The 15,120-nt window shown below is 36.0% G+C and carries 13 protein-coding genes and 1 pseudogene; 4 read left to right on the forward strand and 10 right to left on the reverse strand.

The window, feature by feature from the left end; all coding sequences use genetic code 11:
- The first annotated feature begins 5 nt into the window (after positions 1 to 5).
- Genes NK356_RS13090 through NK356_RS13105 form a run of 4 tightly spaced genes read left to right on the forward strand, consistent with a single transcriptional unit; the run spans position 6 to position 2,640 of the window.
- Positions 6 to 605 carry an outer membrane beta-barrel protein gene (locus NK356_RS13090; RefSeq protein ID WP_051934216.1) on the forward strand — a complete coding sequence of 200 codons (600 nt, stop codon included), beginning with the start codon at positions 6 to 8 and terminating at the stop codon, positions 603 to 605.
- Positions 606 to 609: 4 nt separating this feature from the next.
- Positions 610 to 990, forward strand: coding sequence for a 3-hydroxyacyl-ACP dehydratase (locus NK356_RS13095; protein WP_081906382.1), 381 nt, complete (start codon positions 610 to 612; stop codon positions 988 to 990).
- Complete coding sequence (locus NK356_RS13100; protein WP_034692452.1) at positions 987 to 1,463, forward strand: hypothetical protein; 477 nt, start codon at positions 987 to 989, stop codon at positions 1,461 to 1,463. Before NK356_RS13095 ends, NK356_RS13100 begins: the two co-directional genes overlap by 4 nt.
- A gap of 4 nt (positions 1,464 to 1,467) precedes the next feature.
- Positions 1,468 to 2,640, forward strand: coding sequence for a DUF2062 domain-containing protein (locus tag NK356_RS13105; RefSeq protein WP_253317186.1), 1,173 nt, complete (start codon positions 1,468 to 1,470; stop codon positions 2,638 to 2,640).
- 51 nt (positions 2,641 to 2,691) lie between these two features.
- On the opposite strand, the gene NK356_RS13110 is transcribed toward NK356_RS13105, so the two are convergent.
- The 10 genes and pseudogenes from NK356_RS13110 to NK356_RS13155 form a co-directional block, all read right to left on the reverse strand.
- Entirely contained in the window at positions 2,692 to 5,343 is a 2,652-nt protein-coding gene (locus NK356_RS13110) for a T9SS-dependent M36 family metallopeptidase (RefSeq protein WP_253317187.1), read from the reverse strand.
- A gap of 822 nt (positions 5,344 to 6,165) precedes the next feature.
- Positions 6,166 to 7,419 carry a DUF3887 domain-containing protein gene (locus NK356_RS13115; RefSeq protein ID WP_253317188.1) on the reverse strand — a complete coding sequence of 418 codons (1,254 nt, stop codon included), beginning with the start codon at positions 7,417 to 7,419 and terminating at the stop codon, positions 6,166 to 6,168.
- 6 nt (positions 7,420 to 7,425) lie between these two features.
- Positions 7,426 to 7,791, reverse strand: coding sequence for a hypothetical protein (locus NK356_RS13120; RefSeq protein WP_253317189.1), 366 nt, complete (start codon positions 7,789 to 7,791; stop codon positions 7,426 to 7,428).
- Complete coding sequence (locus NK356_RS13125) at positions 7,788 to 9,437, reverse strand: C45 family peptidase (RefSeq protein ID WP_253317193.1); 1,650 nt, start codon at positions 9,435 to 9,437, stop codon at positions 7,788 to 7,790. Before NK356_RS13125 ends, NK356_RS13120 begins: the two co-directional genes overlap by 4 nt.
- 40 nt (positions 9,438 to 9,477) lie before the next feature.
- On the reverse strand, positions 9,478 to 11,004 hold the full coding sequence (locus NK356_RS13130) for an NAD(P)/FAD-dependent oxidoreductase (protein ID WP_253317190.1): 1,527 nt from the start codon (positions 11,002 to 11,004) through the stop codon (positions 9,478 to 9,480).
- 158 nt (positions 11,005 to 11,162) lie between these two features.
- Positions 11,163 to 12,047 (reverse strand): lipid A biosynthesis acyltransferase, encoded by an 885-nt coding sequence (locus NK356_RS13135; RefSeq protein WP_034692466.1) that lies wholly within the window; start codon positions 12,045 to 12,047, stop codon positions 11,163 to 11,165.
- A 119-nt stretch (positions 12,048 to 12,166) separates the two neighbouring features.
- On the reverse strand, positions 12,167 to 12,421 hold the full coding sequence (locus tag NK356_RS13140; protein ID WP_047377388.1) for an acyl carrier protein: 255 nt from the start codon (positions 12,419 to 12,421) through the stop codon (positions 12,167 to 12,169).
- A gap of 4 nt (positions 12,422 to 12,425) precedes the next feature.
- Entirely contained in the window at positions 12,426 to 13,646 is a 1,221-nt protein-coding gene (locus tag NK356_RS13145) for a beta-ketoacyl synthase (RefSeq protein ID WP_253317191.1), read from the reverse strand.
- Between the two features lies 1 nt (position 13,647).
- A complete protein-coding gene (fabG, locus tag NK356_RS13150; protein WP_253317192.1) occupies positions 13,648 to 14,379 on the reverse strand; it encodes a 3-oxoacyl-ACP reductase FabG in 732 nt (243 codons plus the stop codon).
- An 83-nt stretch (positions 14,380 to 14,462) separates the two neighbouring features.
- Positions 14,463 to 15,053 (reverse strand): annotated as a pseudogene (locus NK356_RS13155) (aromatic amino acid lyase); the annotation flags it as partial.
- Positions 15,054 to 15,120: the final 67 nt, after the last annotated feature.

Genomic DNA, 15,120 nt, shown 5'->3' on the forward strand with positions numbered 1-15,120 from the left:
TTCCCATGAAAAAAATATATTTCTTACTTTTTGCACTTTTCACCAGTTTATCTTTTGCACAGGTAACTTTCAATCCGGGAATCAGAGTGGGTGCCAATATTTCACATATATCTGACGGACCTGCCCATGAGTCCTTTTATTATAACGATAATCAAGGATATCACTATGGAACCAATGCTTATGATATCAAATCAAAAGTAGATTTTTACATAGGTTTTCAGGCCAATATCCGATTTGCAAAATTCTATGCTCTTCAGCCGGAAATTTATTATACCCGCCAGGGAGCAAAGTTTGAAAGCCAAAATCCAGGTGTTTCTTCTAAAACAGTTACTCTTTCTTATGTGGGAGGAGCAGTAGTGAATAAATTCTATTTTGAGAAATTTAATATCCATTTTGGTCCGACTTTGGAACTTCTGACAGATCATAAAAATATCGATTCTCCTATTGAGGGAGATTTGGGGCTGTTATTTGGAGCCGGTTATGATATTACAAAAAATATAGGCGTTGAAGCCAGAATTAAAAAAGGTTTTGTACATATTAATAATGACAATACCAACGTGACATTCCAGGCGGGAATGTATTACACATTTAATCTTAAAAAATAAGATCATGCAGACCATTCTTACAGACTTTTATACTTTAACATCATACGATAAGACAGAAGACGGAAAGTTTACTGCTCATATTCATCTTAATAAAGACCACGATATTTTCAAAGGTCATTTCCCAGGAAATCCGGTAACTCCAGGTGTTTGTATGATGCAGATTATTAAGGAACTGACTGAGGAATTTACAGGTTCAAAGTTATTTCTGAAAACAGCTTCCAATGTAAAGTTCATGGCGATTATCAATCCTTTTGAAACACCTGATTTGGTACTTCAACTGGATATTGCTGAAAATGAAGAAGATGTTAAAGTAAAAAACTCTACTTCTTTTGGCGAGACTATTGCATTGAAATTGTCTGTAAGCTATAAAAAATTACCATCATGAAACTAATCTTATCATTCTTTGCAGCATTTGTTTTTTTCTTTCAGTCTGATCTTGAAACATTGAGAAACAGCTATGCTAAAGCCAATGAATCTAATACTAATACACAAAACTTCATTGAAACAGCGGACAAACAATCCGGTTCTGATGCAGTAACTGTAGGATACAAGGCAGCAGCAAAGATTATGGAGGCAAAAATTGCTAAAAGCAACAGAAAATCGCTGGTAAAAACAGGAGCAACAAGTCTTGAAAGCGTTATCAAAAGTAATCCTAATAATGCAGAATTACGTCTGATCAGAATGAGCGTTCAGGAAAATATTCCAAAGATTGTAGGATACCGTGGAAGTTTGAAGGATGATAAAGCGTTCCTGTTGAACAATTACAGCAAACAGAATACAGCATTAAAAGGCTATATCAAAAGGTTTGCAATGCAATCTAAAACCATTACAGAGGCTGAAAGAGCCACTTTAAAATAAAAAAATGTTGCTTGCTGAAGTACAAAACGCCATTTCTGAAAAGAAGATATGCGTTTTAATACCTACCTACAATAATGAAAAAACCCTGAAGAGGGTTATTGACGGCGTTCTCGACTACACCGAAAGTATTATTGTGGTGAATGATGGTTCTACCGATTCTACGGTACAGATTCTTTCTCAATATCCTCAGATTATGGTTATTTCCCTTCCAGAGAACAAAGGAAAAGGAAATGGTCTTAAAACAGGTTTCAGAGCAGCAAAGAAGTCAGGATATGATTACGCCATCACGATTGATTCTGATGGGCAGCATTATCCGGATGATATTCCGGTATTTGTAGAAGCTCTTCTTCACGAAAAAGAAGATGTTCTCCTGATCGGGAACAGAAATATGTCTCAGGATGGTATTCCTAAGAAAAGCAGCTTCGGAAACCGTTTTTCCAATTTCTGGTTCTGGTTTGAAACGGGTATCAAACTGGAAGATACACAGTCCGGTTACAGGCTTTATCCTTTGCATAAAATTCCCAAGAAATATTTTACCCCAAAGTTTGAATTTGAGATCGAAATCATTGTAAGAACTGCATGGAGGCATGTTCCGGTAAAGAATGTGCCGATCAAGGTTCTGTATGATCCTGCAGAGCGGGTTTCTCATTTCAGACCTTTCAAAGATTTTACGAGAATCAGTATTCTGAATACAATTCTGGTAACGATTACACTACTTTATATTATTCCGAGAAACTTCGTGAATAATTTCAAAAAAAAAAGTTTTAAAAGATTCATACAGGAAGATGTCTTAGAAAGTGACGGAAGCAACCGTACTAAGGCCTTTTCTATAGCATTGGGGGTTTTTATAGGACTTTCACCTTTCTGGGGATTTCAAACGCTTCTGGTGATCAGCTTATCTGTACTTTTTAAACTTAATAAAGTACTTGCATTTGTAGCTTCCAATGTGAGTCTTCCTCCTTTTATTCCCTTTATTATAGCGGCTTCTCTGTTTCTGGGTGCACCATTTGTAAGTGGAGACAGCGATATTCTAAGTCAGGATTTAAACTTTGAACTGATTAAGAATAATCTTCTGCAATATATTATCGGTAGTTTTATTTTAAGTACCACCCTTTCTGCTCTTGCAGGAGTAGCGTCTTTTTTGTTTCTGAATAAAGTAAGCCCGGAAAGCAATTAAAAAAGCCTGGAACAAAGTTACAGGCCTATCACAATTAGTTATTATAAATTCCTATTTGGAAACAATAATCTTTTGAGAATAATCAAGTGAATCATTACTCACTTTTACAATATAAGCTCCGTTGATCAGTTTTTCTGCACTGATCGTGTTTTGCTTATTAAGGTTGATGCTTTCTCTGGAAATCAGTTTTCCTGTAAAATCAAAGATAGAAACTGTAGTGATTCCTGACAACTTGATATCAGAAGGTGTTTTTATCGTGAATTCATTTCTTACAGGATTTGGATAGATGGAAAGTCCTTTAGAATTGTTGATTTCTTTTACAGCCAATGTAGCACATTCCGTAGGAACAGTAAAATCTTCCACCTGATCACTCATTTCAGGTAAATTATTAAATGAGGCATAGCCATTAAGCCCACCAGGCGAAGCATTCATCCCTAACCCTCTTTTAGCAAAAACATTCCAAATCAAACATTTATTATCCCCTCCTGTTGATGCCTGATCAGCAGCTAAAATAGCATCTCTTCCCTGTACAAAGCTAGGATTACACTGTTGTAATTTTAATGCATCTACTACCACCTGAAGAACTCTTGCGCTTCCGCTGTTTGGATCTGCCAGAACATTGCTGTTGTACCCATATTTTTCTACATACTTCCAATTAAGATCCCAAAGCATAGATGCCCAAACAAATCCAATACTATGAGCATCTGGTGAAGTAAGAGTAGACCCTAATACATTTTCATTTATTACCATTCCATTAGTTTTTCCATAAGTATAGTTATTTATTGTAAAATCAGGTGAATATTTAGTAGATCTAAGCCCTCCTCCATTAGTGTTTTGTCCCAAAGCAAATGTTCCTACCCCTCTAGCTACCGATGCATTATCCCCAGGTTTATTCGTTAGCATCAGAGCAAAGAAATCAGACCATCCTTCTCCCATTTGTTCATTGGAAGAATAGGAATTTAAACAATCACTTCCTATACCTGTCATACGATTACTAATCCCATGCCCATACTCATGTATAATAATTCCATTATCTAAGCTTGCATCATTGTATATATAAGTAGATTTATCATCTTTTAAAGTAACATTTACTAAAGTCCCTTTCATAATTTCATTTACGAGAAAAGAGCCTTCAGAATTTTCGATTAATATCGAAGGTATTGTTATACTGGCATCTGTCCCTCCTATAGGTGCAAAACCTACAGAAGCAGGTGCGTTATAAACTACTACTCCTACTGCTCCTTTTAACTGTGCATTTTTAACTTTAACGGTATAGCTACAACCTCCTCTTTGTATTAAAGCAATTTTTCCCATCAGGTTCTCAGAAATATCAGAACATCCGTTTTGCGGAGTAGTCAGAGCCAAATCTCCGGTTATAGGAGGATTCCCTTCAAGTGTAGGGCCAAACGTCGCTTTTTTACTGGAAGGTTTTCTTATGGTAAATACAGAAGGTGAGTTATAGAAAAGGTTCTGAATTTGGGCAGGTTCATACAGGTACATCTGCATTCTTGGTACATACCCATCAGCAGGTGATTGAAAATTTGCATTATTATAACCTGCTCCATCTCTAGCTTCGGCTAGTACGGCATCATTTCCTGCTCCTCCTGCCGTAAAATTATTTGTTTGGAAATTTCTGGACGTTTCTGTGAATCCGAATTTATAAAACACATCATGTATTTTGTTATTCACATAGAATAAATTAGTTACCGCCGCAGAAGTATAATTATGCGGTGGAAGAGTTACATCCATTGGGAAATCAAAAGCTCTTGCAGCTCCTCCATCCGGAGAAAACTGAATAGTATTATTTCCAATTTCGTCTGTATATGCAAATACATTATTCCCTCTTGTATTCGTGTAATGAGTTATTCCATCAAAATGCCATCCATCAGGAGAAGCAGTAATATCCCATGGATTATTCAGTAGTATTCTGCTTCCGAAAGAGGGAGCTTCTACAGGGAGTGGCAATACATTATAGGATGCATTATCCGGAGCTAAAACAAAATTCTTATTAAATTGATTTACTTCATTATTTAAATATTCCGGGAGGACGACAGCCTGAGCATTCTGTCCCTCAATAGGAAGCTCTCGCTGAATATGCTCATAAGCATCATTATGAAAATTACAGGAAAGGTTGAGATTTTCACGGTATAAAACTGTCCCATCAATTGTACTGATAATTACAGTCAATAAATTCCCTGTTTCTTTCTCTTCAATATTGAACTGATATCCCAGTGTAAGTTCACCTGCATTTGCGAAATAAATAAGATTAGTCTTTATGGGAATTTCTTTTCCTTCACTGCTTCGGGATATTGTAAGTCCATTGAATTTTTTAACTGCTTCTGATATCAGTGCGTCCTTTGATGATGTTTGTTTTCCTTTTATACTTGATGGATAAGTATTGATAAAAGTATTTGCAAAACTTAAAACTTTATTATCTCGGATTAAAACATTAGCAGAACTACCAAATATGGGAATACCATTAATTGTTTGTTGTATTCCTACAACATCACCTTTTAAACTTTTTGAATGATCAACATTGATTACTGTAAACGTTTTCAACTCTTCATCTATTCTTTGAAATGGTCCTTTTTCAGAGTTGAGATAGGTTTTAATAATCTGATCGTATTTTTGTGCTGAGAGTATTCCAGATCCTGAAAAACAACTCAACATCAAAATTTGAAGCGTAAATTTTATTTTTTTCATTATTTATTATTTTTCGAGCGCAAAAAAAATTAATATTACACGCAAAAACAATAAAGTATCAAACTAAATATACATTATCAAAAAAAAAGACTATCTCCACGCAAATAGATTAAAAAAAACAATTAAAAAAAGTAATTTCAATAATTTTAATAACATGAAAAAAATAAATTAATTCTATATACAGTGTCTTATTTAACCTGAGTTCGGGTTAAGTAAAGTAATATTGAAGGCGGGAAGCGGGAAGAAATAGGATGGAGGTAATTATTTTTAGTTATAAAATTACAGTCGCATCACAAGTAAATACAGAAGTTGTTTCAACTTATCAAAAAATATTGGATATCTATTAAAACCATTAAGAAGGATTTAAGAAATAAAGTATAGTTAAGATGAATCATTCTGATTTTAAGCTTAAAGCGAAGCTCATCTTAATACTCTCAACACCTTAATACATCTTAATGTTTCAATAAACAAAAGTTTAAACAAATTGAAATTGACTCTTAAAAAAGAGAAACAGCCATTGTTGATGCTCTTCATACCTTCCTTCTTCCAGCTCCCAGCTCCCAGCTTCAAAACCATCTCAATCAGGAATTCTTATCCCGAACTCAGGTTATTTATTGAAATTTAAACTTTCATTTAAATTATTTTTCAGGACTAGTCAATATGTTATTGGCAGTTTTATCTTAAGTACTTCACTTTATGCTCTTGCGGAAGTAGCGTCTTTTTTGTTTCTGAATAAAGTAAGCCCGGAAAGCAATTAAAAAAGCCTGGAACAAAGTTACAGGCCTATCATAATGAATTATTTTCTACTTTAAGTTGAATAACTTATTGCAAAATAAACTGAACTAAATCTTTTAAAAACTGTTCATCTACTTTTCCTTTTGTTTCATAGTCTTTTGGAGATGGTTTTCCAGTGCCGGAAATAAATAAGTGACTTAATGTAGGATAAAACTTAAATACGGCTGTCTTATCATTTTTCAATGTTTCTTTCCAAAGGTTGAAATCTTTTTCAGTCACCTGATAATCTCTTCCCCCTTGTGCAAAAAACATGGGAGCTTTTACTTTTTTAACCTCATTAAGCTGATTGTAATCTTTTAAATATTTCCAATACGATGCAGATTGTCCCAAAGGAAGTTCTGATGAAGGTGAACTTACATTAAATTTAGATGAATTTAAAAATGCTACCTGCTTTTTCACTTCCTGAACCGCCTCAGCAGGAACTTTAGTTGGATCTATAGCATGAAGATAATCATACTGTTCCACTAATAAATCCTGTAATGATCTCGCATTTCCAGCCATAAAAACATATTTTGAAACCTGAGCTTTTTCTGCAATTTTTGGCATCATATACGCTCCCTGGCTATGCCCGAGAATGATAATCTGGTATCCTTTGTAATCAGCATTATTTTTAAAATAAAGAGCTGCGTTTACGGCATCATTGACCGTTTCCTCTTCTACAGTAGATTTTTCATTAAATGTTTCAGGATAGGAATAGGTTCTTTTATCATATCGGTAGGAAGCAATTCCGTTGGCTAAAAGGTATTCTGCAATATCTTTAAACGGCTTATTTTCCCCAATGGTTTCATCTCTGTCATGTGCTCCTGAGCCATGAACGAAAATCACCAGTTTCTTTTTATTGTTGGAGGGAGGAAGCAACAGCGTTCCATTCAGTTCAATTCCATCACTTTTTATTTTTAGTGTGGTCTTCTCATCTGGTTTCTCAAATGTTTTATGCGGAACTAAAAAGAAGCCCAGCATTTTATTATTTTCTCCAAAAGTAATTTGAATGTCAAGTTTTGTTTTTTCAAATTCGGAATAGTAATAATAGGTGTTTCCTTCATTATTTACTTCAAGGATATTTTTCAATCCTCCAACCTGGCTCTGAAGCTGGTCCGGAATGGCTTTAAGCTGATCCACCGGAATCTGGCCCGCTACGGAAGGATCAAAATAAGAGTGTGCTTTTTCCGCATTTTTATCTACCAGCAAAGCTTTAATGAAAGTATTTCCGATCTCTTTTCTATCCTGAGAAAAGAATAAAAGAGCAGATGCGGTAAAGAATAGGGTTAAAAGTTTTTTCATAATCAATTATTTAAAGACCACATCAGCAAATGATAATGGAGTCATCATTATGGTGACAAATATCGCAATAATAACCAGGGCTAACTGTGTGATATGGTATATTTTTTCTCTTTCCTCCTCATTGATGTCAAAAGTAAATTTTATTTTATCAGGCCTTCTGATGATCAGCCAAATAAACACGAGAACAGCGAGATTCATCAATACAGGAAACACAAGAAAGATTTTGCTTCCATAATTGTCCTTCATACTTCCGTAACCGTGAATAGTGATGGTGTCTGGTATTGAACTGTAAACGGTACACAAATACACAGAATAACAGATGATAATGACAAAAGGAATGCAGAACAGCAGTTTTATATATTTAGGGATCATTTCAGTTTCTTTAAAGTTTTCTTCAGGTATTTTTCAACATTTTTTCTGTCCGGAACTGTTGTAATTTCTTTCGTCAAAGCTTTCTCAAACTCCATTTTTGCCTTTGAATATTCTTTTTTGCTAAAATAATACTTTCCTGACTGATAATAAACCTGCCAAAATTCAGGATTCATATTCTGGTAGGAAGGAATTACATCATCTGTCAACAATGTGTTTTTATCATCAGCGGCCTCATTGATTTCTTTACCGTACATTTTAGACAGCTCATAGTTTTGGAATTCTTCCGAATCAGCAAACGGATCTCTCGCAATATTCAATCCTGTTTTTGCCTGTAAACTTTGCGACAGCTGCTTCCCGGAAAAAATCTCATTCAGATCATAACATACAAATTCTCCCAGCTGATAGGGATTAGAAGAAACCCAAACCAGCTTTTTCTGAGGCGAAAATATAACAGCATGATGAGCCAATAGCTGATTAAGTGCTTTTTCATTTCCATAGCCAATGTTTTTATCTTTCAATCCGGATCTATTTCTTAAAATAGAAGCCATCTTTTCGGGAGTGATCTTTTTTTCTTCCTGTAAAAGCTCCTGAAGTTTTTCATAACGATATTCAGAATGGCTTTCTTCAATCTGTTTCTGATTTCTTTTATCATCTTTGTAAGCTTCAGACTGGAAATGATTGGTGCAAAGAACTCTGCTGGTATTCTGCACGCTGTACACTCCGAAATTCTTAGGTGAAACTTCAATAATGACTGCATTTTTATCAGCCGCACTTCCCACAAGAATAGACTCTGAAACGAAAACTTTTCTTTTTTGGGCAATGGCAATAGCCTCTTCTATATTTTTTGCATATTGTAGAATCTCTCTCGTAACAAGGGAAATAGGAGTTTTTGCCGTTAAAGGAATTTTTGATTTTCCGGCATTAATGGTCACTGTAATTCCTTCTTTATTCATTCCGGAAACCACACCAATCATTCCCGGCCAGCTTACCGACATGTAGGGAATTCCTTCTTCGGGTTGCACAAATTCTACCAATTTATTTTTAGCAAAATCATCTCCCACATAAAAATCGAAATTTCTTCCAATCAACAAGTCTCCATCTTCAGTATTTTCATTCCAAACAGCAAGAGATGTACAGCCTACCATGGCAAGATCCTGCATAGCATGTCCTATATCATGCGCTCCGTGCAGGTAAAGATTTCTTAAATATTTGGGAGCAATAAAATCATACTGATTGGATGAATAGTGTGACAAGCCAAATAATTCTGCCTGATAATCTTCTCTTACATTGAGGTACATCTTTCTGTTATACCATTTTAAAAAGCCTCTTAACAGCCTTTGTCTGAATTTTGAGGGCACAAACCCTTCCACTTTTGAAAAGAAAATACCTTCCTGTTTCTGCATTAAGCTTTGGGTTAATGCTCCGTTATTATAGCCCAGCTGCAAAGGATTTCCTTTGATATATAATTCCCAGAGCTGCTGTTTATTTTTGGTAAGATAATTCTGATTGTAGCTGAATGTACTGTCATTGATCTGGTTCACTTCAGGAACTTCCAGCGCATATTGTTTTACTTCAGGAATATGTTTGATAGATTTTGATATTCCGCATGACGCGAGGAAAACACAAAAAGTGAGGTAAAGAAAAATTCTTTTGTAAGATGAATAAATGGTTTTAGTTTTTTTCACTTTAGTTTTTATTAATCATTTGTGTCAGCCGCATGTCTATCGTTTCTTTTCCGATAATTTCAGCACAGGTATTAAAAGCTCCGATCGTAACGCCTAAGATCCCATGCATATTCACGGATTGTCCGGTCAGGAAAAGGTTGTCAATTTTGGTACGGGGAGAAACCATCGTTTTAAGAGGATTCTCTGAGCTTTTCATGTATCCATACATATTTCCTTCACAATTCCCGATATAGTCCCGATAAGACAAAGGAGAGGAAGTATAGAGTGTTTCAATGGCATGCCTTACATTCGGAATTTTCTTTTCCAGAGCGTCAAGCATTTTTTCTGTTTTTTCAAGCTTAAATCTTTCATAGGCATTTCCTCTTTCATGCTCATCGGCAACGGTATTGAAGGTATTTTCCCATTCTTTAACCTCATCAAAATCCATATAAGATATCGCCGTCAGACTTTCTGCGAATTCAGGATGACGTTTCGAAGGTGTGGAAGAAAGCATATACGTTTCCGGCCATGATTCTTTCCGGTATTGGAACGCATTCCAAACCTGTTCTTCGGATGAGTAGTGATATCTGTTATAATTAAAATTCGGAAGATAATGAGGTTTTAAAACAAGGTAAATACTAAAGCACGATGAAACTGGCTTCCAGCTTAAAACCCTGTTCAGAAAGGATTTCTTAAGTCTTTCTTCTCCAATAAGCTTAATAGTGGAACGGATTTCTATATTTGAAATAAATTGTTTGGCAGCGTATTCTTTTCCTGTTTTTGTTTTGACAGAGGTCAGTGTATTATTTTCATTAAAAACAAATTCTGAAACTTCCGAGTGCTTGTGTACTTCGGCTCCATATTCCCGGAGTTTTCTGATCAGAAGTTTAGAGATCTGGCTTCCTCCTTTCACACATTTGTACGCACTTTGGATATAAGAATTTACCGTCAGGGCATGTACATAAAAGGGAACATTCTCCGAGTCTCCGGCATATAAAAAGTTGGAACCTAATAAAACCGACTGAAGTTTTTTATTCTGGGTAACAGATTCAATGAATCTTTTGGTATTAAGATGCAGAATTTCTTCGTTGTAGCTATCTTTTCCCACCACATGATATCTGGGAAACTGACTGCATACATACTGAATTTCTTCACAATAGTTTTCAAGATTTTCTTTTTCTTCGGGAAAATATTTTGAAAGCTGTTCTACAAAATTCTGATAACCCTGTGCATGGGGATATTCTATTTCATCATCTCCGAAACTGATTCTGTCATAGCCATCTTCATCCATCAACTGAAGTTCAAGATCATCCATGATTTCAAGATAGGAAAAGAACTGGTTCAGATTCTGCCCTTTGGATAAGCCCCCAAGATAATGGACTCCGGTATCAAAAATAAGTTTATCTCTTGAAAAGGTCTGCAGATTTCCTCCATATTGGTTATTTTTCTCCAGAACGCATACTTTCAGACCTTCTTTCGCCAAAATAAGAGCTGAAACAAGACCTCCCAATCCGCTGCCGATTACAAGTATGTCGTATTCTTTCTTCAAAAGAGAATGTGCTTTTAATAATTAAGAAACAGGGAATTTAAGATATTTAAAGATTACTTTCGTAAAGTAAGCATAGAAATTTTATTAGTCATCTTAAATCTCAGTACATCTTAATGGTTTTAGTTTTTTATTCGTTTTGTGGGATAAAAATAGAAAAATTAATCAACATCATCCCAAAAATCAAAATAATTAAACCATTGAAGCGGGTATTTTTTCACCATAGTTTCAAGATTGTTCACATACGACTGTAAAAGCCCTTGTGAATCACGGTTTTTGATGTTTTGAGCCACTCTTGCATACAGATGGTAATGAAGATTGTTTTCCTTCATCACATAGACATAGACTACTGGAACTCCTAATCTTGAGGCAATCAAAAATGGGCCGGCCGGAAATTTTGCACTTTTTCCCAGCAGTTCTGCCTCCAGATATTTGGATCCTTCGAAATAACGGTCTCCGGTAAAGCAGATAAGCTCATTATTGGACAAAGCCTGATTGATCTCAAAGATATGAGACATGTCTTCTTTTACGTAAATGAACTTGATATTACTCTCTTTTACGGCAACACTTTCAAGATATTCCTTGATGACGGTAACTTCCTGATCTGTAGTCACCAGATTGATCTGACAGTCAAAATCAATATCAGCAAAAAAATGCTCTGCAATTTCAAAATTACCGATATGGGCACTGATCAGCACTCCTCCTTTTTTAGCGGCTAAAAGATTTCTGAGATTTTCAATACCGTCAAACTCATAAGTATATTTTTCTCTGAGCCCGGCAGAAATCGCGGTTTTATCAATCAGAACTTTTCCGAAGGTAAAATAGCTTTTAAAGATAGAAGCTTTGGATTTCCAGTATCCGTAGTTCAGTCTTTTCTGGAAATAATAAAGAATGTATTGGTTGCTTTTCTTCTGAAACAGTGAATAATAGGCGGCTACAAAGTACAGCACACCATATGAACTTCTGATCCCGATATTTCTAATACACCAGACGAATATTCTGTATCCGAGTACTGTTCCTTTAGATTTACCTTTCCACTTGTTCATATCTAGAATTTAATATAACAGAGAGCCAATGTAATAATACCTTTTTGAAGTGTCCGTTACCGGATCACTGTGATATTGTTACATTGGCACATTTTATAGAATAAAGATTTACTCAATAACTACGCGTTTTTTTCAGCAATCTTATTTTCAATCGTTGTATAGAAATCATCAAATGTTACCATTTTTTTGAAATCTGCTTCTCCTAATTTCACCCCGAAATTGGATTCAATCACGACTACCATGTCGATATAATCTAAGCTGTCTAAGCCCAGTGTATTTTTAAGGTTGGCATCGTTACTGATTTCGTCTCCGTCTACCTCGAATTCGTTTACAAGAAAATCATTAACAATAGCAACAATTTTTTCCCTTTCCATGTTTTTAATCAAATTTTTTAACTATTAGTGCAGAATTGGTTCCCCCAAACCCAAAAGAATTCGACAAAAATACATCAATTTTTTGATTTTTTGTTTTTGCGACTAAATTTATCTTTTTCGCCTCATTATCAGGGTTTTCCAGATTAATATTAGGAGCAACAAAATCATTCTGCATCATCAGAATAGAGTAGATAACTTCACTTGCACCTGCCATCCAGCACTCGTGTCCGGTCATCGATTTGGTAGAACTTACCGGAACTTCACTCCCGAAGATCTCATAGATGGCTTTCGCCTCGTTGGCATCACCAATTGGAGTAGAAGTTGCATGAGCATTGATATAATCGATGTCTGAAGCTTTTAATCCTGACTGTTTTAAGGCTCTGTCCATTGCCAAAGCCGGCCCGTCTACATTAGGGGTTGAAATATGACCTCCGTTTGAAGAAAAACCATACCCGATAATTTCAGCAATAATCGGAACACCTCTTCTTTGGGCAGATTCTAAGCTTTCAACGATCAGACTGGCTGCTCCACCACTTGGAATCAATCCGTCTCTTTCTGCATCGAAAGGTCTGGATGCTTTTGCAGGCTCATCTTCTCTGGCTGAGAATACTCCCAATCCGTCAAAGCTCGCCATGGAATATTTGTTGGTTTCCTGAGCTCCGCCGCAGATAATCATATCCTGAAACCCATTTTTGATCATCATATAAGCCAGTCCCAAAGAATGGGAACCGCTTGCACATGCTGCACTGATGGTAAGATTGATTCCTTTCAGTTTAAAAATGGTTGAAAGGTTCATCGTTACCGTTGAGTTCATTGATTTAAAGATCGCTCCCGAGCCCATCAATGTTGTATCTTTCTTTTCCCTTGCAATATCGATAGATTCTACGACTGCCTGGGAAACACTGTCGTTTCCGTATAAGATTCCCACTTCATGAGCATCTAAGAATTCTTCGTCCAGATTCGCCTGTTTTAAAGCATCCATAGTAGCAAGATAAGCATATTCGCTTTCCTCTCCCATGCTGACACGCTGGCGTCTGTTTAAAAGATTTTTCAGATCAGGTTTCGGAACTACTCCTGTAAGGCCAGACCTGAAACCAAATTCTTTTCTGTCCTGATCTAAAACAATACCGGATTTTCCTTGATATAGGGATTCCCTGACCTCTTCTAAAGACGTCCCGATGCAGGAATAAATTCCCATTCCGGTAATTACAACCCTATTTTCCATGTTATGAATAAATTCCTCCGTTAATATTAATCACTTCTCCTGTAATGTAGGATGATTTTCTAGATGCTAAAAATGCGACAAGATCCGCCACTTCTTCTGCTTCTCCGAATCTGTTGGCAGGAATCATTGCTTTCAGTTCTTCTTCATTAAATTCCTGAGTCATATCTGTTTTGATGAAACCAGGGGCTACTGCATTTACGGTAACATTTCTTTTGGCAACTTCCTGAGCAAGAGCTTTTGTAGCTCCTACTAAAGCTCCTTTTGCTGCAGAATAATTCGTTTGACCAGCTGTTCCTTTTACTCCCGATACAGAAACCATATTGATGATTCTTCCGTATTTGTTACGAAGCAGCTTCTGAATAAAGAAATTGGTCACATTGAAGAATCCGTCCAGACTTGTATTGATCACACTGTTCCAGTCTTCCTTCTGCATCCACATAAAAAGACCGTCTCTTGTGATTCCGGCATTATTGACGATCACTTCTACCACTGCGTCAGGGTTATTCTCCTGCCATTCCGTTAAAACAGCTTGTGTTTCTTCGGTGTTTCCTACATCAAATTTAAGAATTTCTCCGGTAGCGCCCAATTCTTTCACTTTAGCCAACGTTTCGTTTGCTGCCGTTTCATTTGAAGCGTAGTTGATAAGGATGTGATAGTTTTTCTCTTCAGCCAGTTTTATACAGATTGCTCTCCCGATTCCTCTGGAGCCTCCTGTTACAATTGCACATTTCATGCGTTAGTGTTTATATCGTTTTTAGTTTTTTTAAGTTGATGTTGGAAGCCTTTTTTAAAAAGACAATGTAGGGCAACCAATAGTTACATTCCTTTCAGATATTTCTTTACTTCCTCCAGATACGGATACATGACCATATCGTCTGAGAAAGCAGGAATAATTTTTCTGATATCATCATACAGTTCTTTTGTAGAGGATGAAACCTTATCCTGAAACCCAAGATATTCAACCGCCTGAATGATGGTAATAGCTTCAATGGCCAATACTTCAAAGCCATTTTCAATGACTTTTCTGCAAATCACGGCAGCGTTTGTTCCCATACTAACGATATCCTGATTATCATTATTGTTTGGAATACTGTGAACATACATAGAGTTTGACAACATCTGGCTTTCTGCTGTGGTAGAAGTTGCTGTAAACTGTACACCCTGCATTCCGAAATTGAAACCTAATTTACCTAAATTCACAAAAGGAGGCAAAATTTCGTTGATTTTAGCATTCAGAAGATAGTTTAGCTGTCTTTCTGCAAGCATGGTAAGTTTTGTTACCACAATTTTAAGCTTGTCCATTTCAAGAGAGATATAATCTCCATGGAAGTTTCCTCCGTGATATACATGTTGATCTTCAACATTGATAATTGGGTTATCATTCGCAGAATTGATCTCATTTTCAAGAACAGGAAAAAGTATTCAAGGAAAAAGTTCAGGAATATTATTCATTAAGATGTGTTCCTCAGATTCT

Source organism: Chryseobacterium sp. S0630, from assembly GCF_024158915.1.
Taxonomy (GTDB): domain Bacteria; phylum Bacteroidota; class Bacteroidia; order Flavobacteriales; family Weeksellaceae; genus Chryseobacterium.

Coding starts and splice junctions, on each gene's coding strand:
- NK356_RS13135 (WP_034692466.1), bottom strand. CDS start 12,047: ATGAACAAGTGGAAAGGTAAATCTAAAGGAACAGTACTCGGATACAGA.
- NK356_RS13105 (WP_253317186.1), top strand. CDS start 1,468: ATGTTGCTTGCTGAAGTACAAAACGCCATTTCTGAAAAGAAGATATGC.
- NK356_RS13110 (WP_253317187.1), bottom strand. CDS start 5,343: ATGAAAAAAATAAAATTTACGCTTCAAATTTTGATGTTGAGTTGTTTT.
- NK356_RS13120 (WP_253317189.1), bottom strand. CDS start 7,791: ATGATCCCTAAATATATAAAACTGCTGTTCTGCATTCCTTTTGTCATT.
- NK356_RS13115 (WP_253317188.1), bottom strand. CDS start 7,419: ATGAAAAAACTTTTAACCCTATTCTTTACCGCATCTGCTCTTTTATTC.
- NK356_RS13100 (WP_034692452.1), top strand. CDS start 987: ATGAAACTAATCTTATCATTCTTTGCAGCATTTGTTTTTTTCTTTCAG.
- NK356_RS13145 (WP_253317191.1), bottom strand. CDS start 13,646: ATGGAAAATAGGGTTGTAATTACCGGAATGGGAATTTATTCCTGCATC.
- NK356_RS13095 (WP_081906382.1), top strand. CDS start 610: ATGCAGACCATTCTTACAGACTTTTATACTTTAACATCATACGATAAG.
- NK356_RS13140 (WP_047377388.1), bottom strand. CDS start 12,421: ATGGAAAGGGAAAAAATTGTTGCTATTGTTAATGATTTTCTTGTAAAC.
- fabG (WP_253317192.1), bottom strand. CDS start 14,379: ATGAAATGTGCAATTGTAACAGGAGGCTCCAGAGGAATCGGGAGAGCA.
- NK356_RS13090 (WP_051934216.1), top strand. CDS start 6: ATGAAAAAAATATATTTCTTACTTTTTGCACTTTTCACCAGTTTATCT.